Consider the following 21,307-nt stretch of genomic DNA (forward strand, 5'->3'; position numbering starts at 1 on the left):
ATACGAGAAAGGAACTCCTTTTTCTAATGTTTAAAGAAATAAATTTAAGGAATCATTCATCCTTACACAAACTATTTTACAGTCTCCAATCCTTTGTCTTTAGCATCAGCTAAAAGCATATCGTAGGAAACATAGAAATTTAATTTCAGTGTAGTTCATATTGAACTTTTAAATTTATGATATGGTATAATAGTTGTGGGAAATCCCACTAGAAAGAGAGGAATTATTGATGCAAGTTATTAATAATTATATTGCGCATACTGATAGTAAAAAGAGAATTACGTTACGTAAATCGAAATTTAAATATTATGATGTTAAAGAATATGATAACGGCTGTCTAGTTTTAGAGCCAAGAGTGATGACAAAACCAGAAGGTATTTCAGATAAAGCACTAAAAGTAATGGATGAATCTATTACTAATTTTAAGGAAGGAAAAGTGTCTACGCCGGTAGATTTATCAGATTTTTAAAATGCAATTTAAAATTAAAATGGGTGTACCACAAATGATACAGTTGTGGCAAAAATTACAAGCAGAGTATCGTAGTGGCTCAATTAATAAAAATAATGCTATTTTATATAAAAAGTGGGGTAAAGCATTAAAGGTTTTATCTGAAGATCCCAGATATCCCGGGTTACATACGCACGAGATATCGTCACTATCCAATCGGTATGGTATGAAAGTTTGGCAATCCTATTTGGAAAATAAAAATAGTGAAGCAAGAAGAATATTTTGGGTTTATGGTCCTAATCAAGAGGACATAACTATTATTGGATTAGATCCTCATCCAGAAAGTAGTAAAAACGGTGCTTACGACAGAATTGAATTGTCTAAGTTACCAAAATAAATATTTTTGATGTAATCGCTTTCAATTTAGAAAGAAACATGCTATATTATGAGTGTAAAGAAATTAAGAAATAAAAATATTAAATAAGCTTAAGTAAAAGGAGATAGGTGAGTTCCGATGGGCACTTGAGAGTACAAAGTCAGATATATAGAAAGGTTTGTGATACCAATGGGCATCGTAAATTGAAAACAAATGTAGTTCAATAATCGTCAAATGATATTAATGTACATAAGAGGCCGTGAAATTATTAGTAGGCATAGAATAATAACTATTTGATGAATCACTTGGATTAGGATTAAGAAAGACTTTCATACATGATAAATATTAATAAGAAATGACCCTTCGCTGGAATGAAGTATGCGAAGGGTCATTTAATTTTGACTGAGAAAGGTTTGGTATTTAGCATTATTGTTGCCTACTAGGCTGTCACTTTATATAATATGAATACATATTATGCGTATATTAGATATATAAGGAGGATAATTATGACAACAGCTTCAATTAATTTTAAAGTCGATGCAAAAACTAAAAGTCTTTTTAATCAGGCAGCTGAGAAAATGGGATTGACCTCGTCAGCTTTACTTAATGTTTTTGTAACTCGTGTAGCTAGGGAACAAGCTGTTCCGTTTAGCTTAAAAGTAGTACCAGATAAGAATAAAAGCTTTGATGAAGAAAGCAAAAAAGCGATGGTTAAAGAGTTAGCTATTGTTAATGGGTTAATTCCTGATGATGATAATACAGTAGATAATCTAGATGAATATTTCAAAAACTTAGGGGTTTAATATGTATAAAATTAAGACAACTAAGCTTTTTGATAAAAGATTTGCTAATTTGAAGAAAATTTTTGATTTAAGCGATGATGAAGCAACTGACGCTACAGAAACACTTAAATATACTATGATTTTGCTTCAGCGTGATGGAAAACTACCTAGTAATAAAGATGATTTTGATAATATCAACGATCCTAATGGTCCTTACTATGATCATAAACTAACAGATGAACCGTGGATTGGTTTTAATGAATATCATATTTTAAATGATTTGTTAGTCGTTTATTATAAAGTCGATTCGAAGAAGACGATTAGATTTACGACAATTACTACTCACGATGAGCTTAGAAAGGGAAAGCTAAAGTAAGCAATCGTTGCAATTTTTATACGTAACAAAGAAATGACCCTTCGCTGGAATGAATTATGCGAAGGGTCATTTAATTTTGGCTTAAATTTTTTATCCGATGTAATCACATCTGTTTACTACATTACGATGTACTATATTGCAATGTAGTAAATTATACTTTAGTAAATTACGATTTAGTAAGTTATAATTTAGTAAAGTATAATTTAGAAGATGGTGACCAAATGTTTATTGGACGAAAGAAAGAACTTACAAAATTAGAGAAAATGTATCAAGCTGATAAATTTCAATTTGCAGCGATCTATGGTCGTAGACAAATTGGAAAAACAGCATTAATTAACGAATTTGTTAGAAATAAGCCAACTATTTACTTTACCGGGCTAGAAGAAAATGAATTCTATAATCTTGAACGCTTTTCTTCTGCAATCGAACATTTTAAAGATCCAGATAGTCTGAGCAGTGTAAACTATGGTAATTTTGAAAATTGTTTTCGAGAAATTGCTCGATTGGCTCAAAAAGAAAGAATAGTATTAGTTATTGATGAATATCCATACTTAGCTAATGCAGTCCATGCAATTAGTTCAATGCTACAGTCTTATATTGATCATGAATTTAAACAAACAAATTTATTTCTGATTCTATGTGGTTCTTCAATGTCATTTATGGAAGAGCAGGTTTTGTCTTATAAGAGTCCTTTGTACGGCAGAAGAACTGCTCAGTTTAAATTACAGCCATTTACGTTACATGAGACACAAGAATATTTTCCACACATGGATAAGGAAGAGGCTTTCATTCTAAATACAATTACTGGGGGTATTCCATTATATTTGTCTTATATGTCAGAAGACAAAGATGTTTGGGAAAATATTGAAGAAAACTTTATGGACGTAAATGCACCACTTTTTCAAGAACCTAATAATTTATTGAAGCAAGAATTGCGTGATCCAGCAAATTATAATTCAATTATTAATGCAATTGCAGGCGGCGCATCTAGGATTAATGACATTGCAACTAAGGCTCATTTATCGACGCCGTTGGTTACTAGCAACGTTACTAATTTAATTGAGTTAGGCATTATTGAGCGCAAAGTGCCGGTAACTGATCAGGCTAAGCCTAAATCACGTAAAACAATCTATCAAATTGCAGATGGCTTGTTTAGATTCTGGTATACATATTTGGGTAAATATATGAGTTCCATTGATCGAGGACAAACTTCATTGGTAATGAAAGTAATCAAACAAGATTTACACAATTTCATGGGACCGGAATTCGAAAAATTGGCTCAAAATTACATGTGGGATCATGATGAGGATGATGAAGTTATCCCTATGCCGTTTATTTATCTAGGTAATTGGTGGGGCAATGATCCGCAAGAGAAAAAGCAAGTCGAATTAGATGTAGTGGGGCTGACTTCAGATAATCTAGTTGGATATTTCGGTGAATGCAAGTGGAAAAACGAACCTATACCTAGAAGTGTCTTGGAAAAATTAATTAATTTGAGTAATTTGATTAGCGTGGCTAAAAGGCATTACTATTTGTTTTCAAAGTCAGGTTTTACGGATTCATGTACGGAGCTGGCAGAACAAGTGGGGTGCAAGTTGATTAGTTTTGATGAAATGTAATATCATTTTTCCTATTATTTTTATCTGTTGTGATCGGAGTAAGTACTGGTGTTTAAAAAAGGCGATAATGTGGTGTTAATTCTAAAGCCTAATGGCAATCTTGAAATGAAAAAAGAAAAAACTAATTTTTGGGACGAAGTACCAAAAATGTCTGCTCAAGAAAAAAGATTGCAGATTGAAGATTTGGGATATGATCCATTAGAACAAAGACCAAAAGGTAGAGAAAGAATTGAGGATTAAAAGTTAGAAAAGGTTCTTGGAATCTTTTTTGATGAATTTAGGTAATCTGAAAAAAGAAACGGCACCGCTAGATAATTAGCGATGTCGTTTTAGTTATGCTTAGCTATATTAGTATGTCTGCTTAATTTTTTTAATAAACTGCGCCGTCGTAGAAGTTGTAACGAGGGCGGTTGAAGTCGAAGTCTTTTAATTCACTGATCTTAATTGCGTTATCGCAAACACCCCAGCTCATTAAGTTGATTGGCTTACCGTAATCTTCATCAGGAATTACCAACAAGATGTACTTGCCTTTTGAAAGGGCATAGCCAAGTTCCATTCCCAGACCAACATCTTCTTCTTCAGGCAAGTAAACGCCAAGCATGATGTCGCTGGACTTAATCCCTACTAAGTCGTTATGGTAGGTAGCTGATGCCCATTCAATGTCGTGCAAGTATTCAGGGTGTTCATCAACGCGGATACCCTTATATTGATTATCAAGAGGTACATAGCTGTTTTCTAAGTCAACGGTAGGATTTTGCTTTAGAGCTTCCATTGCTTCTTTGTAAGCCTTATTTTGCTTTTCGTTGAACCAACCGGCACCAAAGTATAAAGTTTTTGTCTTTGCCATCTTTTTTCTCCCTTTAAAAATGATTTACCTTAACTTTACCATCTTTTGGGTTGAAAAAAACGTCTTGTTAACTTATGGTGAAAATGTTAATTCCACATTAGGAAGGAAAAATCCAATGACTAATCAAAATCTTTTTGCACCTGATGCAGTATTTATTTCTAATCAAACTAAGCAAGATTTGGTTTTTAAAGAAGTTTACGAGCATTTACGCGAAAGTGGCTATGTTAAGGGAAACTTTTTACACCATATTGTCGAAAGAGAGCATAATTTTCCAACGGGATTGGATACTGCAACACTAGGTAAAAATATTCCTAATATTGCGATTCCGCACACCGAGGGCGAGTTTGTTAACACGAGACTGATTGCTCCGGTTGCGCTGAAAACGCCAGTCACTTTTCATAATATGATTAATCCTAGCCAAGCAATTGAAGTTAAATTTTTATTCATGCTTTTAGATAATGATCCAGATGGGCAAGCTGCATTATTAGCTCAAGTGATGGATTTTTTGGCTAATACGCCAGCCAACGAATTGCGCGAAGTTTTTAATTTTACTGATCCTAGCGCGATTTATGCCTTTTTAGAGCAAAAATTTAGCAAGAAAAAAGAAGACTAGTTTTTAGCCTTCTTTTTCTAATCTTCAAGATAAATATTACGCAACTTCATGATGTCTGCACTTGAGAGCTTCATTACATCGCGTAGGTAGTTATTAATACCGCCATATTCATCGTTTAGTACTTTAACAGCATGGTCAAGGTATTCACTGCGGACACTCTGAATGTCACGAATCGATTGCAGCACATTTTCATTTTTACCATTTTGACGGGCATGTTCAACCATACTGTCGACGAAATCCTTGGTAGTGATGTTGGTTAAAAGATAGTCTTTCTTAATCGTATTTAGTGGTACGCCAAGAGCAGATAATGCAAGTAATGCACCGAAGCCGGTTCTATCCTTGCCTGCAGTACAGTGGAAAATAACACTTTCGCCATCCACCGTATTTTCAAGCAAGACATCGAAGAACTTGCGATATGCCTTTTGTGCAGGTTCACTTTCGATCATGTCTTCGTAAGCATAATGCATGTGATTGAAGCCAAAATCAGCGTCGTCGTGTGCTTGTGTATCTAAGTCAGTGATACTCTTGGATGAATTGGTTAAGTCCTCACTGAAGACGGGATCATAGATATATTCAACACCATCTGGCACGCGATCGGGTTGATTATCAACTTCTTCTTTACTTCTGAAGTCCACGTCATATTTAACGCCGTAATCAGTTAAAAACTGCTTATCAAATGGTGAAAGATCAGCTAAGTTACCGGTTCTGAGCAACTTGTGCATCTTGATTTTTTTACCGGATAAAGTTTCATAACCTCCAAGTTCACGGAAGTTGCGTCCACTAGTTACGCCGATTAATTGATTAGTTAATTTTTTAGTCAAAAAAATTCTCCCCTTTCTGTTAATGAATGTCATGAATATTATTTTAGCAACAAATCTTCAAGCAAACAATCAATTAAAAAGTAACGGCTTTCAAAATTATGCTAAAATAAAGAGTAAGTACTAGTGCAATTTATAGGAGATGAATTAACGTGACAGATAAAAGAAAAGAAAGCATTTTAGTTCCGGTTGATGGCTCAGAATCAGCTGAAAGAGCCTTTGACAAGGCTGTAAAAGTTGGTTTGCGTGATGGTGCTCATGTTGATGTATTGAACGTAATCGATACGCGTCAATTTATGGGTGAAATGCAAGACACTTTGATTTCAGGAGATACCATTTACCAAATGACTCAAGATTCTGAAGAATACTTGAAGAGTTTGAAGAAATGGGCTCACGATAACTTCGGTTTTGACGATGTTGATTATCACATTCGTTATGGCAGTCCTAAGCGGATTATTTCTTACGACTTCATTAAGGACCACCATAACAATTTGATCGTAATGGGTGCAACTGGTTTGAATGCCGTTGAAAGAATGCTTATGGGTTCAGTTACTGAATATGTTAACCAACATGCGTTGGCTGATGTTTTGATTGTTAAGACAGATATGGCTAACAACCCAGTAAAACCAACGATGAAGAAGAACTAATTCCTATAAGAATGGACGTTAGATGTGAATATACTCATTTAACGTTTTTTTTATAAAAATTAGTCAAAAAGCTTGATAGAATACGAATGCTTTTGGTATCATTTTATAAAATGAACGTGGAATGACTGAAGGAGAGTGGGATAAATTGCTTGCACAAGCTAAAAGAATTGAAAACGTTTTTCTTACTGTGGCAAAGTCTTCCTCCCGTGAAGATGTTTTTTCTGTTCGTTTATTTAATAATAACGTTCTTAAAAAGGCTTAATTATTGGTCGTCTTTGAGCGACTCGTAATTAAGCCTTTTTTAGCGTCAAGTTTGTTTTTGTTTATTTTGTGTTTTATGGAGGAATCAATGAAAAGATTTCGTAAAATCTTGGTAGCCGTTGTGGCAATGCTTGTTGCAGTTGTTGCAACTGCATGTTCAAGTAAGAGCAGTAGTTCAAAGGAAAACTACACTCCTAAGTCATTAACTATTCAATTTGTACCAAGTCAAGCTGCAACTAAGTTGCAAGCTCGTGCTAAGCCTCTTGAAAAGATGCTTTCAAAGAGATTAGGTATTCCTGTTCACGTTTCAATGTCAACTGACTACAACACTGTTGTAGAAGCTATGAAGTCAAAGAAGGTTGATGTTGGTTTCCTTCCACCAGATGGTTATGTATTGGCTCACAAGCAAGGCGCTGCTGATTTGCTTTTGCAAGCTGAACGTTGGGGCGTTAAACAACCAGGCGGTAAGGCAACTAAGAATTTAGTTAAGAACTATCGTGCCGAAATCCTTGTTAAGAAGGGTTCAAAGATTAAGTCATGGAAGGACTTGAAGGGTAAGTCAATCTCAGTTCAAAACCCAACTTCATCTGCAGGTTACGTTTTCCCAGTTGCTGAACTTAAGGAAAAGGGCTTGGATGTAACCAAGGACTCTAAGTTAGTTACTGTAACTGGTCATGACCAAGCTGTTTTGAACGTATTGAACGGTGACACCGATGCAGCATTTGTCTTTGAAGATGCACGTAACACTGTTTTGAAGGACAACCCAAAGATTATGAGTCAAGTTGTTCCAATTTACTTCACTAAGCCAATTCCAAACGATACTATTTCAGTAATTCCAAGCATGTCTAAGTCATTCCGCAAGAAGCTTGCTAAGGCATTTATCGCTGTTGGTAAGTCTAAGGAAGGCCGTAAGGTTATTGAAAGTGTCTACAGCCACGAAGGCTATGATTACGCTAAGGACAGTGACTTCAACATTGTTCGTAAGTATGACAAGATGGTTGAATCCACTAAGAAATAATAATTCAAATTAAGGGAGCTGCGATTAAATGGCAGATAAGCCAATGATCCAATTAAAAGATGTTTCTAAGATCTATGACAATGGGACTGTCGGTTTAAAGGACATCAATTTAACAATTAATAAGGGCGAATTCGTTGTAGTAGTTGGTCTATCAGGTGCAGGTAAATCAACTCTGCTTCGCTCCATCAATCGTTTACACAATATCAGTTCGGGCGATATTTTGATTGACGGCAAGTCAATTACTCAGGCAAAAGGTAAGAACTTGCGTAACTTGCGCCGTGATATCGGAATGATTTTCCAGAGCTTTAACTTAGTTAAGCGTTCCAGCGTTTTACGTAATGTATTAGTTGGCCGCGTTGCTTATTACCCAACTTGGAAGACCACGTTTAATTTATTTAGCAAAGAAGATAAACAAAAGGCCTATGAGGCATTGCAAAAAGTTGACTTGGCTGACAAGGTTTATGCTCGTGCCGATGAGTTATCTGGTGGTCAACAACAACGTGTTGCGATTGCTCGTGTTTTGATGCAAAATCCTAAAATTATTTTGGCCGATGAACCAACTGCATCACTTGACCCACAAACATCAGTCAGAGTCATGAATGACTTAAAGATGTTGAACGAAAAATACGGCATGACTGTTGTTGCCAACTTGCACAGTATCGAATTGGCTCAACAATTTGGTGAACGTGTAATTGGTATTCGCGCTGGTCAAGTTGTTTATGATGGTAAGATGAAGGATACTCCTAAGTCTGTCTTCACTGATATTTATAATGGTGGCGACGGCAGCGAGGAGGCAGAATAATGCCTAAAACAAAAGAGGCAATGAATTTGCCTAAGCGTAAATTCAAGATTATGAATTTGGTTTGGACCATCATCATGGTCGCTGGCTTGTTCATTTCAATTGATGTAACCAATACGCACATTTCTGTTTTATTCCAAAACTGGGATCAATTTGCGGATATTTTTGTGCAAATGTCTCACCCAGATTGGGGCTATATGAGTGTTATTTGGCCTAAGTTGATTGAAACGATTAAAATGGCTGTTTTGGGAACCGTCATTGGGTCAGTAATCGCATTTATTTATTCATTATTAATTGCACGTAATATTGTTAAAAACAAGGCAGTGACTGGTGTGCTTCGTTTTATCATGAACATCATCAGAACTATTCCTGACTTGCTTTTGGGTGCGATTTTCGTAGCTATTGTTGGTATCGGTCCTGTTGCCGGTGTCATGGCTTTGGCAGTTTTCACCTTTGGTGTGGTTGTTAAGCTGTTCTACGAAGCAATTGAAACTATTGATCCAGGTCCAATTGAAGCTTTAACTGCAGTAGGTGCTAATAAATTACAAATTATTCACCAAGCAGTTTTGCCACAAATCATGACTTACTTCATTTCATATGTTTTATATGCATTCGAAATCAATGTCAGAGCATCAACAGTCCTTGGTTATATCGGTGCCGGTGGTATTGGTTTGAACTTGCAACAGACTTTGCAGGTCTTCAACTATGCTCAAACTGGTACGATCATCATCGTTATTATCGTAGTTGTTGTCTTAATCGACTATGTTTCATCTAAGTCACGGGAGGCGTTAATGAGATAATGGATACTACTATGAAAAAATTACCTGCTAAACCCGTTGACCGTAAGAAGCAAGTAGTGCATTGGCTGATTGCGATTGTGACAATCATCATTATTGTTTGGTCATTCACTGGCATTAACTTTGGTGGGATCAAGGCAACTGCTGGCCAGATTGCAGGAGCGATTTTCTCAGGGATTTTCCATCCGGATTGGAAATACGTTTACAATGGCTCTGGTGAAGATCTGATCTCGCAATTATGGCAAACTATTTGTATCGCATTCTTAGGTACATTTATTTCTGCAATTATTTCATTGCCATTTGCCTTTTGGGCAGCACACACTAAGCATAAGCACTGGTACACTTCAAGAATTGGTAAAATTGTTTTGGCAATTATCCGTTCTTTCCCAGAAATTGTTTTAGCCTTGATGTTCATTAAAGCTGTGGGTCCAGGCTCTGCAGCCGGTGTTTTGGCATTGGGTTTCCACTCGGTGGGGATGCTTGCCAAGCTGTTTTCAGAGGCAATTGAAAACTTGGATGACGGACCAAATGAAGCTGTTGTTGCAGCCGGTGGTTCTAAGTTTCATGTGGTCATGTTCTCAACTTTGCCTAACTTGATGCCAGCACTTATTTCAAATACGCTTTATCGTTTTGATGTTTCCATTCGTTCCGCATCTATCCTTGGTTTGGTAGGTGCCGGTGGTATCGGTTATCCATTGATTATTGCCTTGCAATATCGTCAATGGGACCGTGTTGGTATCATTTTGCTAGGGATCATCATTATGGTGGTGATCATCGACTGGATTTCTGGTTGGATCAGAAAGAAGTTAGTCTAATTCCCAAAATTTGAATATTAAAGAAAGCGAAGACGAAAAGTCCTCGCTTTTTTGTTAGCCGTGAAACTTAAATTGGCATTGATTTAAATGATCATTGATTAATCCGATTCCCTGCAAGTAGGAATAAATGACTACAGGTCCCACAAAGGAGAAACCATCTTTTTTCATTTGTTTGGATATCTTTTGCGATAGGTCATTAGAAGTGGGAACGTCATCAAAGCTGGCAATATCATGCACAATTGGAGTAGGTACAAAATTTTGTAAATATTTGGCGACTGAACAATATTTTTGTTCAATTGTCAAAAATGCCCGAGCATTTTTAACAGCAGCATTAATTTTCATTCGATTACGGATAATGCCCTTGTTTTGCATTAATGAATCGATATCTTTATCGGTCATCTTTGCGACTTCAGAGATCTGCCAATTTTTGAATGCAGCTTTAAAATTGTCGCGTTTATGCAAAACTGTGGACCAGCTTAAACCTGATTGGAAAAGTTCGAGCACAAGCATTTCATACAAATGTGACTCATCTAGATTAAGTTTGCACCATTCATGATCGTGATACTCCTGTACTGCTTCGTCTTTTGTATCGCCCCATGGACAGCGAATAATTTCTTGATTCATATTTTTCTCTCTTTCTATGTAAGTAATGTTTTACCCCTCTATTATTTATTACGCAAAAAAATGCGATTATTTTTTGAGAAATTATATTTTTATGTGCGAAATAAGGGTTTTAACAGCTTTTTTTGCTATAATTAGGTGTGAATTTCGAGGAGGATCCTATGGAAAAATTAGATACCATGATGTTGGCTGATGATTTAGCCTTATCACAAGATAAAATTTTAAATGGCGAACAAGACTTTGGCGCTGAAGCTGTTTACAAAGTAATCGATAACTTGGGCGTTTTAAATAACCCAATCAAGGATTACTTCGACATGACTGAAGAACAATATTATGAAGCTGAAAGCGATCACAAACTAACTTTGATCAAGATGGACAGTAAGTTGACTGATTTGCATGATCGCATTTTAACTAACCATGTTGATGGTTTTGTTGATAAGGACGAGATCAACTTGACCTACAATCATGAGAATCCATATGAAGATGATTTATACGATCCAACTACTGATTATCGTGAAATTGTTTACAGCTTGAAAGTTATTGGTGCGGTTCAAGCAATTGCAGCTAAGGACTTGCAAGAAGTATTGTCTAAAGATGCTGTATTATCAATTGGACTTGCCGCATATTCTTTAGCACACAACGCATAAATTATTTGAGTCGGCTGGTAAGCGGCCGGCTTTTTTTGCTTTTTTGAGGCGAAAAGATGAATTTGTTTAAACACATAAAGGGAATAGTTGATCGAATCGTTGGCGCCAAAAAACGCTCTGCAATGGATAAAGATAGTGAATTGCTTGATCCGATGCAAAAATATACTACTGTTGGAGAATATCATGTTGGTGCCGTTGATGGTACGCCGCATGGTAAGGACTATGTTTTAACCGTTTATCAAGACGAAGACGGCGTGTTGCGACAAGCACTTAGTCCAGAGAGTACAACTAAATTAGCACCGGAATATTTACGCAAGTATAATGCGAAACTAGGTCATTTTCGTGCCTTTCATAATAAGAAGACAGGGCGCCGTTATTGGGTGGAAAATTACTTGGATAATTTCACTACGGAAGTGAAAAAGCATATTCGCCCAGGCACTAATTCGGTCAATATCGGTGTAATTACAGATACTCACTTTAAAGATAAAGATAGCAGCGATTTTTATGGCTTTAATGGGCTGCAACATGTGCAAGAATTTTCTTATTTAGATCAATCTGGCTTGGTAGATTTAAAAGTCCACTTAGGTGACTGGATCGATGGCTCCGATGCTGGCCTGGTCAGTGAAAGTGAATTGGTCAAGCTGAACAAGTCTTTTAAGTCGGATCAGGTGCCATATTTGAGTATCAAGGGTAATCATGATGAAAATGATAAGTTTGATGAACATCATGATTTAAAAGCCTCATTTCCAGAAAATGAATTCGAAAATATTATGTGGCCCGATATGTACCGGCAACGAGGAATTCATTATGTTTCGCGCCAGCACGGGGTGGCATACTTTGATTTAGATGACGTGCGGGTGATTTCAGTTAATACGTCAGATGTTCCATATGAATTAAATAACCGCGGGCAAAAGCGCTATGACAATAAGATTGTATTGGCTGTGCGTGAAGATCAAATTGAGGAAATTATCGAAATTTTGGCTAATTCTTCCAACAAAAAGATCATCTTCATGTCCCATGCCAACCCGATTAATCGAAAGGGGTCTAATGCACTTAAGTATAATGGCCGCTCTTTGCACGAACTGCTAGTTGCTTTTAATCAACGTGAAAAAGGTCGAATGCACGCTAGCAATGGTGTTCCAGCAGAATTTCGTTTATCAAATGGTTTTGATTTTACCAATATCAAGAATGCGAGAATTATTGCCTACTTCTGTGGACATCGGCATCGTGAAGACCAGTATCGGATCAACGGGATTCAATATATTTTGTTTAACTGTTCTGCCTTGATGGGGCCAAATCATTCGCTAACAACTAAATACAACAAAAACTTAGACCGAAGAATTGATCAAAATAATGAATTTGCGGGTTATATTGTGAACGTCGATTTAAAACGACACCGCATTCAATCCTTTGGCTATGGTGCAGCTTCTAGACGCCGGGTGTATTTCATTTAGTTAAGGAATAGTAAAGGTATTTGGCTATTACAAGTGTTTAGCTTATAATAAAAAAGTTAAAGTAAAAAATAGTGAATATTATAGCAAATATTAAGATTTAGAGATTTGACTTAGGGGAATTTAAATTATGTGCGGAATTGTCGCGTTTTATGATCCAAAGATAAATGAAAAACAAGCTGTTATTGGTAAAATGATGGCTGCAATTAAACACCGTGGACCTAATTCTGACGGTTATTATACTAACGATGAAGTTGCCCTTGGCTTTAGAAGATTGTCAATTATTGACCTTCGTGGGGGCAGTCAACCTATTTATAACGAAGATAAAACTCGAGCAATTATTTTTAATGGGGAAATTTATAACTTTAAACCATTAAGAGAAGAATTAATTAAGGCAGGTCACGTCTTTTCTACTAAGGCCGATACTGAAGTATTATTGCACGGCTATGAAGAATGGGGCATGGATGGCTTACTTAAACGTGTTCGCGGGATGTTTGCCTTCCTTATTTGGGATGACAACAATAAGACCCTTTATGGTGCCCGTGACTTCTTTGGGATTAAGCCAATGTACTACAGTAACCAAAATGGGCACTTGCTTGTTGGTTCAGAACTTAAGAGTTTCTTGGAATTTCCAAAGTTTAAGCGCGAATTAAACGTTGAAGCAGTTAAGCCATACTTGATGAATCAATACAATGACCTAGAAGAAACCTTCTTTAAGGGCGTTTACCGCTTCCCAGCGGGCCACTGGTTTGAATACAAAGATGGTGAAATGAAGACCCATCAATATTGGGATGCTGAATATAAAGAAAATAGCCTTTCCTTTGAAGAAACTTTGCAAAAGATCAACGAAGATTTGAAAGAAACGGTTGATTTGTATAGAAACGCTGATGTTAAGGTTGGTGCTTTCTTATCAGAAGGAATCGACTCTTCATACTTGACTAGTTTGCTTAACCCAGATGACGTTTTCTCAGTAAGTTTTGATGATTCAACTTATGATGAAGCTTCTAAGGCTAAGGCATTAGCAGATATTAATCACTGGAAGTTCTTCAGCGATAAGGTTGATGCTGATGAAGCTATGCGTGACTTCCCAGAAATGCAATACCACATGGATGAACCTGATGCTAACCCATCAATCATCCCACTTTGGTATTTGTGTAAATTAGCGCGTAAGCATGTTACTGTTGCCTTATCTGGTGAAGGTGCCGATGAATTGTTTGCCGGTTATGTGAACTACGGGATGCACACGCACAATGATATTATTAAGGTCTTTACTTCAGAACTTAAGAAGTTGCCTGAAAAGAAGCGCGTGAAGTTGGCACATAAGATTAAGAGAATGCCTAATTTCCCAGGTAAGGTACATATGTACACCAACTTGGCTGAGCCAAGTGAATTTTATGTTGGTCAATCAGTGATCTATGATATGGATTATCCAACTATCTTCACTTCTAAGGATGCTAACAGCATTTTGCAGCCTACTTACCGCAATAAGTTAACCGTGAACGGTATCTATCAAAAGGACTTCAAGAAGGTTAAGGGTATTGACAATGTTAAGCAGATGCAATATATTGACTTGCACCACTTCATGCTTAATGACATTGAACAAAAGGCTGACAAGATTTCAATGGCTCACTCATTGGAAGTTCGTGTACCATACCTTGATAAAAAGATTGCAGAATTAGCTAACTCAATCCCAACTAAGTACTTAGTTAACCGTCATGATACTAAGTATGCTTTGCGTAAAGCTTCAGAAAAAGTTTTACCAGATGAGTGGGCTAAGAGACCTAAGCTTGGCTTCCCAACTCCAATTAAGCAATGGTTGAAGGAACCACGTTTTTACAAACAAGTTCATGCTCTTTTTGAAGAAGAATTTGTCAATGATATTTTTGACCAAAAGAAGATTATCAAGTTACTTGACGACAACTATGAAGGTGATGGCTCACATAGACGTCAAATCTGGACTATCTACACCTTCCTTGTTTGGTACAAGTTGTTCTTTGTTGATTACGAAAACACAGTTAAGAAATATCAACACGTGCAACCTGAAGTTGCTAAGCTAATTTCACAGGGTAAATTACTATAATTCTAGGGAGATTTTTTGAGGATGAGTAAAAAATTTACGCCGATCTTACTCGGTAGTGATATCAACGTGTATGGTATGGCACGTTCATTTAATGAAGCATATGGCATTAAAGTGAAGGCCTTAGCTGACGTTCAACTTGCTGCTACTCGTTATTCAAGCATTGTGGACGTTGAATTGCATCATGGCTTTAGTAGCGATCCTACTTTTATGGACGTGATGCACAAAAAGATGGAAGAATACAAGAATCACGAGGAGCCAGTTATCTTGATTGCTTGTGGTGATGGCTATGCTGAGTTGCTTTCTAAGCACCAAGATGAATTGAAAAAGGTCTTTATCGTTCCTTACATAAAATATGACTTACTTGAAAAATTAATCTCTAAGGAAGGCTTTTATGAAATTGCGGAAGAATATGGCTTGCCTTACCCTAAGACTAAGATCATTACGATGGATGACTACAAGTCAGGTAAGTACGAGGATGTCCCATTTGATTTCCCAGTGGAATTAAAGCCGGAAGATCCAGTTTCATGGTTGAAGTGTCAATTTGAAGGTCGGAAGAAGACTTTTGCCATTCAAGATAAGGCTGAATTTAAGGATATCGTAACTAAGATTTATACTCATGGCTACAACGCTGACCTTATTTTGCAAGACTTTATTCCTGGTGATGATTCTAACATGCGGACCTTGAATGCTTATGTTGATAAGAACCACCAAGTAAAAATGATGTGTTTAGGGCACCCATTATTGGAAGACCCAACTCCACAATCAATTGGTAATTACATGGCGATTTTGCCTGAGTACAATGAAAAATTGTACGAAGAAGTACAACAATTCCTTGAAAAGTTGAACTACACTGGTATGGCCAACTTTGATATCAAATATGATCCACGTGATGGTGAATTCAAGTTCTTCGAAATCAACTTACGTCAGGGACGTTCTAGCTTCTACGTAACTTTGAATGGTTACAACTTGGCTAAATGGTACATTGATGACTATGTTGAAGATGCCTTGAAAGATAAGGAAACAGTTTATGGTAATAAGCTTGAATCTAAATACAAGCTTTGGTTAGGCGTGCCTAAGAAGATCTTCAATAATTATGCTTATGACAACGACTATAAGACGACTGCTGACGAACTTATTCGTGAGGGCCGCTATGGTACTACTGTCTTTTATGACAAGGATAGAAACTTCAAGCGCTGGTTATTGATGAAGTACATGTTCCATAACTACTTCAAACGTTACAAGACTTACTATGAAGTTAATAAGGGTAAGATCTTTGACGAAGAAAATAAAAAATTAAACAAATAGTTTAAATTGAGAGGTAAAAAATGCCTCTCTTTTTTTCTAAAAAATTTTAGCTGAATCATTTCCCAATTTAATGGTCTTTTGGTTAATACAAGATATATTCATCTATATTTGAACATAATACAAGATGTTGTGCTTTGTGCTATGATAAAGACACGATATTTGGAGTGATTGAAATGCTAAAAGAAGAATTTAACCAACAAAATGTAACAAAATTTAATACGCCTAAAACTTTTGTTAAACGTGATGGGTCAAAGTATCCGTTCGCAATTTTTAAACTCAACATGGTTTTGCATAACCTAGATTTAGATAATGTAGCACCTGCTGTAATTGAAAAAATTGTGGCTAAACTAGATGCTGCTGATGAAGTAAATGCACAAGATGTAGCAGTTGCTTTTAGAGATAGCCTAAATGAGTTGGGTTATTTGGATGAAGCTAAAGCTTATGTGCAATACCGCAAGCACGATGAAGAGGAATGGATTAAACAAACCGATACTCGTGCACGGTTAAAGCGAATGGTTAATGGTGACCCAACGATTGTTAACGAGAATGCCAACAAAGATAGTGAGGTCTTCAGTACTCAACGTGATTTAACTGCCGGGACCGTTGGTAAAACAGTTGGTTTGACCATGATGCCTGAGCACATTGCTAAAGCCCACTTGCGCGGTGATATTCACTGGCATGACTTGGATTACACACCACTTTCACCAATGACTAACTGCTGTTTGATTGACTTTAAGGATATGCTAACTAATGGCTTCAAGATTGGAAATGCCTATATGACTAGTCCTAACTCAATCAATGTGGCTACACATCAAGTTACGCAAATTATTACTAATGTAGCTTCTAGTCAATATGGTGGCTGTTCTTTTGATCGAGCTGATGAAGTGTTGGCTCCTTTTGCAGAGAAAAACTACCAAAAGCATTTAAAGGATGCTGGCAAGTTTATTGATGATCCTGAAAAGCTGGAAGAATATGCTAAGAGTCAAACTAAGAAGGACATTTACGATGCCATGCAAGGCTTGGAATATGAGATTAATACCATGTTCTCTAGCCAAGGACAAACGCCATTTACTACTTTAGGTTTTGGTTTAGGTACTTCTTGGATTGAAAAAGAAATTCAAAAAGATATCTTGCGTATCAGAATTAAAGGATTGGGTAGAGAACGCAGAACCGCAATTTTCCCTAAATTAGTTTTCACCATTAAGAAGGGCTTGAACTTACATCCAGGGGACCCTAACTACGATGTTAAACAACTGGCTATTCAATGTTCAACTAAGCGGATGTATCCAGACGTTTTAATGTATGATACGATCAAGAAAATTACAGGTTCTTTCAAGGCTCCAATGGGCTGTCGTTCATTCTTACAAGGCTGGAAGGATGAAAATGGTAAGGAAGTTAACTCGGGCAGAATGAACTTGGGTGTTGTAACTGTTAACTTGCCAAGAATTGCCATGGAGAGTCATGGCGATAAGAAGTTATTCTGGGAAATCTTCAATACTAGAATGCGGACTTGCCACCAAGCTTTAGCCTTTAAGGGTAGACGTGCAATTCAAGCTAAGCCTGAAAATGCGCCAATTATGTATCAATATGGCGTCTTTGGTAAACGACTTAAGCCAGGTGATGATGTTAACGAGCTTTTCAAAAATGGTCGAGCTACGATTTCGTTAGGCTACATCGGTTTGTACGAAGTAGGGACAGTCTTTTATGGTCCTGATTGGGAACACAATGAAGAAGCACATGATTTTACAATTGAGATCGTGAAGAAAATGCATGACTTGTGTGCTAAGTGGGAAAAAGAGGACCCATATCATTGGCATTACAGTTTGTACTCAACTCCTAGTGAAAGTCTAACTGATCGCTTCTGCCGGCTCGATACGGCAAAGTTTGGCAAGGTGAAGGACATCACTGATAAGGAATACTACACTAATTCGTTCCACTATGATGTTCGTAAGCACCCAACCCCATTTGAAAAGTTGACTTTTGAAGCACCATATCCATATTATGCTGCAGGTGGTTTTATCCATTATTGTGAGTACCCTAACTTGAAGCAAAATCCAGCAGCCCTTGAAGCAGTTTGGGATTGGGCTTATGACAAGGTAGGCTATCTAGGAACTAATACGCCAATTGATAAATGTTATAAGTGCGGTTTTGCTGGTGAATTCAAGTCTACTGCCAAGGGTTTTGAATGTCCTAAGTGTGGTAATCATGATCCTGCTACTTGTGATTGTGTCAAGCGAACTTGTGGCTACTTGGGCAACCCATTGAAGCGGCCAATGGTTCACGGTCGTCATGAAGAAATCGTGCACCGGGTTAAGCATATGGACTTTGGCATGGAAGATAGTTTAGCTACCGAAGAAGAAGTAAAAAACGGTGAGTACTAATGCCTGAAAAAGATAAAAACACTCAAGAAGGACCAGATATCCGGAGTAATTTGATCAAGGTTAATATGGGTGGGGATACCATGTTTGTGGATCCTGACCAATATAAGCCACAGTTAGATCACCAACGTGAGTTAAAAAGAATGCACCGCAAGCCGAAAAATCCAAAACCACAAGAGTGGAAGACTGAGGATTATTCTAAACATAAAATTGCGGATTATAAGCCATTTAACTTTGTTGATGGTGAAGGCGTTAGATGTAGTCTTTATGTTTCAGGCTGTTTGTTCGATTGCCCTGGTTGCTATAATTTAGCAGCCCAAAACTTTAATTATGGTTTTCCATATACGCAAGAATTGGAAGACCGCATTATTAAAGACTTGGGCCAGCCATACGTGCAGGGATTAACCTTACTAGGCGGAGAGCCATTCTTGAATACTTGGGTTTGTTTAAGAATTATTAACCGAATTCGAAAAGAATTTGGCCACAGTAAGGACATCTGGTCCTGGTCTGGATATACTTGGGATGAATTGCAAAAAGAAACACCTGATAAAAAGGAAATGTTGTCTAAGATAGATATTCTAGTTGATGGCCGCTTTATGAATGATTTAAAGGATTTAACCCTGCAATTCAGAGGTTCTAGTAACCAACGAATTATTGATGTGCCAAAGTCGATGAAGGCAGGCAAGGTTGTCATCTGGGATAAATTGCAAAAATAAGATAAACTAAAGTCCGGAATGATTTTCTGGACTTTTTTGCTAGGTGAAAAAATGGAAGAAAAAAATATTAAACAAGTTGATCAAATCATGACGGCCTTGACCCAAGTGATTGATCCAGAATTACAAGTTGATGTAGTAAATCTTGGTCTGATTTATGGCATCGATATCGAAGGAGATAAGGCAACCATTAAGATGACTTTGACAATTATGGGTTGCCCTTTATCTGATTATTTGGAACAACATATTCAAAAAGCTGTTCTTTCAGTTGCTGGAATTAAGTCTTGTGACATTAAGTTGGTCTGGTATCCCGTCTGGACGACAGAGCGTCTTTCTAGTGCAGCTAAAAAGCAATTAGGTGTAACTAACCATGATGATCAAATTAAGCAGGAGAAAGCCACTAAAGAGAAGATTATCGACTTTTCAGTACCGATCAAGAAAATGGCAGATGAATACCCTGACTTTGTTCAACTTATGTACGATTGTGGTTTTACTAGAATTAAAATTCCTGGATTGCTTAAAACGGTGGGGCGTGTGATGACCATTCCATTGGGAGCCCAGGCAATGAAACTTGATTTGGCTAAAGTGAAAAAAGCATTTGAAGATAAAGGATACAAGGTAATCAATGACTGATAAAAAAAGACAGGACGCAATCCTGAAAATTTTGCATTATATTCAAAACGGCGGCGATTTTGCGACCGCAAAGAAGATGTTTCAAGAAGAATTCGATCAGGTTGATGTGGCCGAAATTACAGCGGCAGAGCGCGAATTAATCAAGCAGGGGTTAAACCCAGCAGAGATTCAATACCTGTGTAATGTGCATGCCGATGTCTTTAAGGGTAATATCAAGGAGAATGCGGTAAATCCTGATTTTGCTACTCCGGGGCACCCGGTGCATACGATTAAGCTGGAAAATATGGTACTGAAATCATTGGTTAATGACGCACTCTTGCCAGATTTGAAAAAGTATCAAGCAGGTCAAGATACACTGGATAAAATCAGAAAAGAATTGAGTGATTTGGCAACAATCGATAAGCATTACCGACGTAAGGAGACCTCGCTTTTTCCATTAATGAATAAATATGGCATTACAGCTCCGCCCGAAGTGATGTGGGGCGTTGATGATGATATTCGCGATTTAATTGGGGATGCAAGCAAGATTGCTGGTGAGGAGCATCCAGATAAAGATCAGTTGGCTGAGGCAATTAAAAAGGCGAGTCATGAAGTGATTGAGATGATCTTTAAAGAGGAGAGCATTATGATTCCGATGATTGACGAGGTAGCTGATCAAGATGATTGGTACAACGTTAAACGCGAAGAGAGTCAGATTGGCTATACCCTGATTCGCAAGCCAATGAATTGGAAGCCAAAGGAAGCTAAAAAAGAAGCAGGGCCTATTTCTGTTAGCAATCTTTCATCCTTCCTCATTAATTTTGAAGAAGGAAGGTTAAATTTAGAGCAGTTAAATGCAATTTTGGATATGTTGCCATTTGCATTGACCTTTATTGATGAACACGATAAGGTAGCTTATTTTGGCGGCGGTGCTGAGATTTATCCGCACTCGCGCAATGCTATTGGCAATGACGTATTCTCGTGTCACACTGCTAAAAGTAGACCGTTAATTAAAAAGATTTTTGCGCAATTTCATTCAGGTGAAGTTGACAAGTATGAGTTTCACTTTACTCCACACAAGATGAAGCGCTGCTTATACCTACGCTATTATGCAGTACGTGATAAAAATGGAAAGTATCTGGGCTGCTTGGAGGTAGCACAAGATGTGACGGAAATTAGAAGCTGGACTGAAGAAAAGAAAAAAATTTAACTTGTTGGGCTGTGTTCTAGTAAGGGATGCAGCTTTTTCTTTTGCCCTCGTGCAAAAAATCACAATTCTTGCTA

The 21,307-nt window shown here is 37.2% G+C and carries 24 protein-coding genes; 21 read left to right on the forward strand and 3 right to left on the reverse strand.

Annotated elements, in window-relative coordinates; all coding sequences use genetic code 11:
* Positions 1 to 229: 229 nt before the first annotated feature.
* The 6 genes from CP366_RS08260 to CP366_RS08285 all read left to right on the forward strand — a co-directional run bounded on the left by CP366_RS08260 (position 230) and on the right by CP366_RS08285 (position 3,841).
* On the forward strand, positions 230 to 469 hold the full coding sequence (locus tag CP366_RS08260) for a hypothetical protein (RefSeq protein WP_089146119.1): 240 nt from the start codon (positions 230 to 232) through the stop codon (positions 467 to 469).
* A gap of 1 nt (position 470) precedes the next feature.
* Positions 471 to 845, forward strand: a complete 375-nt coding sequence (locus CP366_RS08265; RefSeq protein WP_089146120.1) for a hypothetical protein — start codon at positions 471 to 473, stop codon at positions 843 to 845.
* A 485-nt stretch (positions 846 to 1,330) separates the two neighbouring features.
* Entirely contained in the window at positions 1,331 to 1,627 is a 297-nt protein-coding gene (locus CP366_RS08270; protein WP_013085690.1) for a type II toxin-antitoxin system RelB/DinJ family antitoxin, read from the forward strand.
* 1 nt (position 1,628) lies between these two features.
* Positions 1,629 to 1,982 carry a type II toxin-antitoxin system YafQ family toxin gene (locus tag CP366_RS08275; RefSeq protein ID WP_013085691.1) on the forward strand — a complete coding sequence of 118 codons (354 nt, stop codon included), beginning with the start codon at positions 1,629 to 1,631 and terminating at the stop codon, positions 1,980 to 1,982.
* A gap of 221 nt (positions 1,983 to 2,203) precedes the next feature.
* Complete coding sequence (locus tag CP366_RS08280; RefSeq protein ID WP_089145669.1) at positions 2,204 to 3,601, forward strand: ATP-binding protein; 1,398 nt, start codon at positions 2,204 to 2,206, stop codon at positions 3,599 to 3,601.
* Between the two features lie 48 nt (positions 3,602 to 3,649).
* Positions 3,650 to 3,841 carry a hypothetical protein gene (locus CP366_RS08285; protein ID WP_035442981.1) on the forward strand — a complete coding sequence of 64 codons (192 nt, stop codon included), beginning with the start codon at positions 3,650 to 3,652 and terminating at the stop codon, positions 3,839 to 3,841.
* Between the two features lie 130 nt (positions 3,842 to 3,971).
* Here CP366_RS08285 and CP366_RS08290 read toward each other — a convergent pair whose 3' ends face one another.
* Complete coding sequence (locus tag CP366_RS08290) at positions 3,972 to 4,448, reverse strand: nucleoside 2-deoxyribosyltransferase (RefSeq protein ID WP_005721703.1); 477 nt, start codon at positions 4,446 to 4,448, stop codon at positions 3,972 to 3,974.
* 115 nt (positions 4,449 to 4,563) lie between these two features.
* Between CP366_RS08290 and CP366_RS08295 the strand changes: the two genes are divergently transcribed.
* A complete protein-coding gene (locus CP366_RS08295) occupies positions 4,564 to 5,061 on the forward strand; it encodes a PTS sugar transporter subunit IIA (protein WP_089145670.1) in 498 nt (165 codons plus the stop codon).
* 17 nt (positions 5,062 to 5,078) lie between these two features.
* Here the strand turns inward: CP366_RS08295 and CP366_RS08300 are convergent, their stop codons facing one another.
* Positions 5,079 to 5,882, reverse strand: coding sequence for a tyrosine-protein phosphatase (locus tag CP366_RS08300; RefSeq protein WP_089145671.1), 804 nt, complete (start codon positions 5,880 to 5,882; stop codon positions 5,079 to 5,081).
* Positions 5,883 to 6,031: 149 nt separating this feature from the next.
* On the opposite strand from CP366_RS08300, the gene CP366_RS08305 reads away from it, so the two are divergent.
* From CP366_RS08305 to phnE (CP366_RS08330), 6 genes are all read left to right on the forward strand, one after another.
* The gene (locus CP366_RS08305) at positions 6,032 to 6,526 is read left to right on the forward strand and encodes a universal stress protein (RefSeq protein ID WP_005727469.1); all 495 of its coding nucleotides are present in this window, start codon (positions 6,032 to 6,034) and stop codon (positions 6,524 to 6,526) included.
* 121 nt (positions 6,527 to 6,647) lie between these two features.
* On the forward strand, positions 6,648 to 6,788 hold the full coding sequence (locus CP366_RS10800) for a hypothetical protein (protein WP_089145672.1): 141 nt from the start codon (positions 6,648 to 6,650) through the stop codon (positions 6,786 to 6,788).
* 87 nt (positions 6,789 to 6,875) lie between these two features.
* A complete protein-coding gene (locus tag CP366_RS08315; RefSeq protein WP_035442974.1) occupies positions 6,876 to 7,805 on the forward strand; it encodes a phosphate/phosphite/phosphonate ABC transporter substrate-binding protein in 930 nt (309 codons plus the stop codon).
* A gap of 28 nt (positions 7,806 to 7,833) precedes the next feature.
* Complete coding sequence (gene phnC / locus CP366_RS08320) at positions 7,834 to 8,607, forward strand: phosphonate ABC transporter ATP-binding protein (RefSeq protein ID WP_005727467.1); 774 nt, start codon at positions 7,834 to 7,836, stop codon at positions 8,605 to 8,607.
* Positions 8,607 to 9,404: a phosphonate ABC transporter, permease protein PhnE gene (gene phnE, locus CP366_RS08325; protein WP_061204374.1), complete on the forward strand. Its 798-nt coding sequence runs from the start codon at positions 8,607 to 8,609 to the stop codon at positions 9,402 to 9,404. Before phnC ends, phnE (CP366_RS08325) begins: the two co-directional genes overlap by 1 nt.
* Positions 9,404 to 10,216 carry a phosphonate ABC transporter, permease protein PhnE gene (phnE, locus tag CP366_RS08330; RefSeq protein ID WP_013085700.1) on the forward strand — a complete coding sequence of 271 codons (813 nt, stop codon included), beginning with the start codon at positions 9,404 to 9,406 and terminating at the stop codon, positions 10,214 to 10,216. Before phnE (CP366_RS08325) ends, phnE (CP366_RS08330) begins: the two co-directional genes overlap by 1 nt.
* Before the next feature lie 54 nt (positions 10,217 to 10,270).
* Here the strand turns inward: phnE (CP366_RS08330) and CP366_RS08335 are convergent, their stop codons facing one another.
* Positions 10,271 to 10,840, reverse strand: a complete 570-nt coding sequence (locus CP366_RS08335) for a DNA-3-methyladenine glycosylase I (protein WP_089145673.1) — start codon at positions 10,838 to 10,840, stop codon at positions 10,271 to 10,273.
* Positions 10,841 to 10,998: 158 nt separating this feature from the next.
* On the opposite strand from CP366_RS08335, the gene CP366_RS08340 reads away from it, so the two are divergent.
* From CP366_RS08340 to CP366_RS08375, 8 genes are all read left to right on the forward strand, one after another.
* Positions 10,999 to 11,484, forward strand: coding sequence for a hypothetical protein (locus tag CP366_RS08340; protein WP_089142945.1), 486 nt, complete (start codon positions 10,999 to 11,001; stop codon positions 11,482 to 11,484).
* A gap of 56 nt (positions 11,485 to 11,540) precedes the next feature.
* On the forward strand, positions 11,541 to 12,938 hold the full coding sequence (locus CP366_RS08345) for a metallophosphoesterase (protein ID WP_089142946.1): 1,398 nt from the start codon (positions 11,541 to 11,543) through the stop codon (positions 12,936 to 12,938).
* Between the two features lie 127 nt (positions 12,939 to 13,065).
* Positions 13,066 to 15,015, forward strand: coding sequence for an asparagine synthase (glutamine-hydrolyzing) (asnB, locus tag CP366_RS08350; protein ID WP_089145674.1), 1,950 nt, complete (start codon positions 13,066 to 13,068; stop codon positions 15,013 to 15,015).
* A gap of 21 nt (positions 15,016 to 15,036) precedes the next feature.
* The gene (locus CP366_RS08355; protein ID WP_005718381.1) at positions 15,037 to 16,320 is read left to right on the forward strand and encodes a hypothetical protein; all 1,284 of its coding nucleotides are present in this window, start codon (positions 15,037 to 15,039) and stop codon (positions 16,318 to 16,320) included.
* A gap of 173 nt (positions 16,321 to 16,493) precedes the next feature.
* Complete coding sequence (nrdD, locus tag CP366_RS08360; RefSeq protein WP_005718383.1) at positions 16,494 to 18,701, forward strand: anaerobic ribonucleoside-triphosphate reductase; 2,208 nt, start codon at positions 16,494 to 16,496, stop codon at positions 18,699 to 18,701.
* Positions 18,701 to 19,414 (forward strand): anaerobic ribonucleoside-triphosphate reductase activating protein, encoded by a 714-nt coding sequence (nrdG, locus tag CP366_RS08365; RefSeq protein WP_005718384.1) that lies wholly within the window; start codon positions 18,701 to 18,703, stop codon positions 19,412 to 19,414. The genes nrdD and nrdG overlap by 1 nt, the downstream gene beginning before the upstream one ends.
* A gap of 51 nt (positions 19,415 to 19,465) precedes the next feature.
* On the forward strand, positions 19,466 to 20,044 hold the full coding sequence (locus CP366_RS08370) for an iron-sulfur cluster assembly protein (protein ID WP_089145688.1): 579 nt from the start codon (positions 19,466 to 19,468) through the stop codon (positions 20,042 to 20,044).
* Entirely contained in the window at positions 20,037 to 21,233 is a 1,197-nt protein-coding gene (locus CP366_RS08375; RefSeq protein ID WP_089145675.1) for a DUF438 domain-containing protein, read from the forward strand. The genes CP366_RS08370 and CP366_RS08375 overlap by 8 nt, the downstream gene beginning before the upstream one ends.
* Positions 21,234 to 21,307 lie beyond the last annotated feature (74 nt).

It is taken from the genome of Lactobacillus sp. UMNPBX15 (assembly GCF_002553785.1).
GTDB lineage: Bacteria > Bacillota > Bacilli > Lactobacillales > Lactobacillaceae > Lactobacillus > Lactobacillus crispatus.

What these genes read in the sequence shown, in the direction of transcription:
- CP366_RS08345 (WP_089142946.1), top strand. Translation starts at nt 11,541, where the DNA reads ATGAATTTGTTTAAACACATAAAGGGAATAGTTGATCGAATCGTTGGC.
- CP366_RS08290 (WP_005721703.1), bottom strand. Translation starts at nt 4,448, where the DNA reads ATGGCAAAGACAAAAACTTTATACTTTGGTGCCGGTTGGTTCAACGAA.
- CP366_RS08265 (WP_089146120.1), top strand. Translation starts at nt 471, where the DNA reads ATGCAATTTAAAATTAAAATGGGTGTACCACAAATGATACAGTTGTGG.
- CP366_RS08370 (WP_089145688.1), top strand. Translation starts at nt 19,466, where the DNA reads ATGGAAGAAAAAAATATTAAACAAGTTGATCAAATCATGACGGCCTTG.
- CP366_RS08315 (WP_035442974.1), top strand. Translation starts at nt 6,876, where the DNA reads ATGAAAAGATTTCGTAAAATCTTGGTAGCCGTTGTGGCAATGCTTGTT.
- CP366_RS10800 (WP_089145672.1), top strand. Translation starts at nt 6,648, where the DNA reads ATGACTGAAGGAGAGTGGGATAAATTGCTTGCACAAGCTAAAAGAATT.
- CP366_RS08355 (WP_005718381.1), top strand. Translation starts at nt 15,037, where the DNA reads ATGAGTAAAAAATTTACGCCGATCTTACTCGGTAGTGATATCAACGTG.
- CP366_RS08375 (WP_089145675.1), top strand. Translation starts at nt 20,037, where the DNA reads ATGACTGATAAAAAAAGACAGGACGCAATCCTGAAAATTTTGCATTAT.
- CP366_RS08340 (WP_089142945.1), top strand. Translation starts at nt 10,999, where the DNA reads ATGGAAAAATTAGATACCATGATGTTGGCTGATGATTTAGCCTTATCA.
- CP366_RS08335 (WP_089145673.1), bottom strand. Translation starts at nt 10,840, where the DNA reads ATGAATCAAGAAATTATTCGCTGTCCATGGGGCGATACAAAAGACGAA.
- phnE (WP_061204374.1), top strand. Translation starts at nt 8,607, where the DNA reads ATGCCTAAAACAAAAGAGGCAATGAATTTGCCTAAGCGTAAATTCAAG.
- CP366_RS08275 (WP_013085691.1), top strand. Translation starts at nt 1,629, where the DNA reads ATGTATAAAATTAAGACAACTAAGCTTTTTGATAAAAGATTTGCTAAT.
- asnB (WP_089145674.1), top strand. Translation starts at nt 13,066, where the DNA reads ATGTGCGGAATTGTCGCGTTTTATGATCCAAAGATAAATGAAAAACAA.
- phnE (WP_013085700.1), top strand. Translation starts at nt 9,404, where the DNA reads ATGGATACTACTATGAAAAAATTACCTGCTAAACCCGTTGACCGTAAG.
- CP366_RS08280 (WP_089145669.1), top strand. Translation starts at nt 2,204, where the DNA reads ATGTTTATTGGACGAAAGAAAGAACTTACAAAATTAGAGAAAATGTAT.
- CP366_RS08270 (WP_013085690.1), top strand. Translation starts at nt 1,331, where the DNA reads ATGACAACAGCTTCAATTAATTTTAAAGTCGATGCAAAAACTAAAAGT.
- phnC (WP_005727467.1), top strand. Translation starts at nt 7,834, where the DNA reads ATGGCAGATAAGCCAATGATCCAATTAAAAGATGTTTCTAAGATCTAT.
- CP366_RS08260 (WP_089146119.1), top strand. Translation starts at nt 230, where the DNA reads ATGCAAGTTATTAATAATTATATTGCGCATACTGATAGTAAAAAGAGA.
- nrdG (WP_005718384.1), top strand. Translation starts at nt 18,701, where the DNA reads ATGCCTGAAAAAGATAAAAACACTCAAGAAGGACCAGATATCCGGAGT.
- nrdD (WP_005718383.1), top strand. Translation starts at nt 16,494, where the DNA reads ATGCTAAAAGAAGAATTTAACCAACAAAATGTAACAAAATTTAATACG.
- CP366_RS08295 (WP_089145670.1), top strand. Translation starts at nt 4,564, where the DNA reads ATGACTAATCAAAATCTTTTTGCACCTGATGCAGTATTTATTTCTAAT.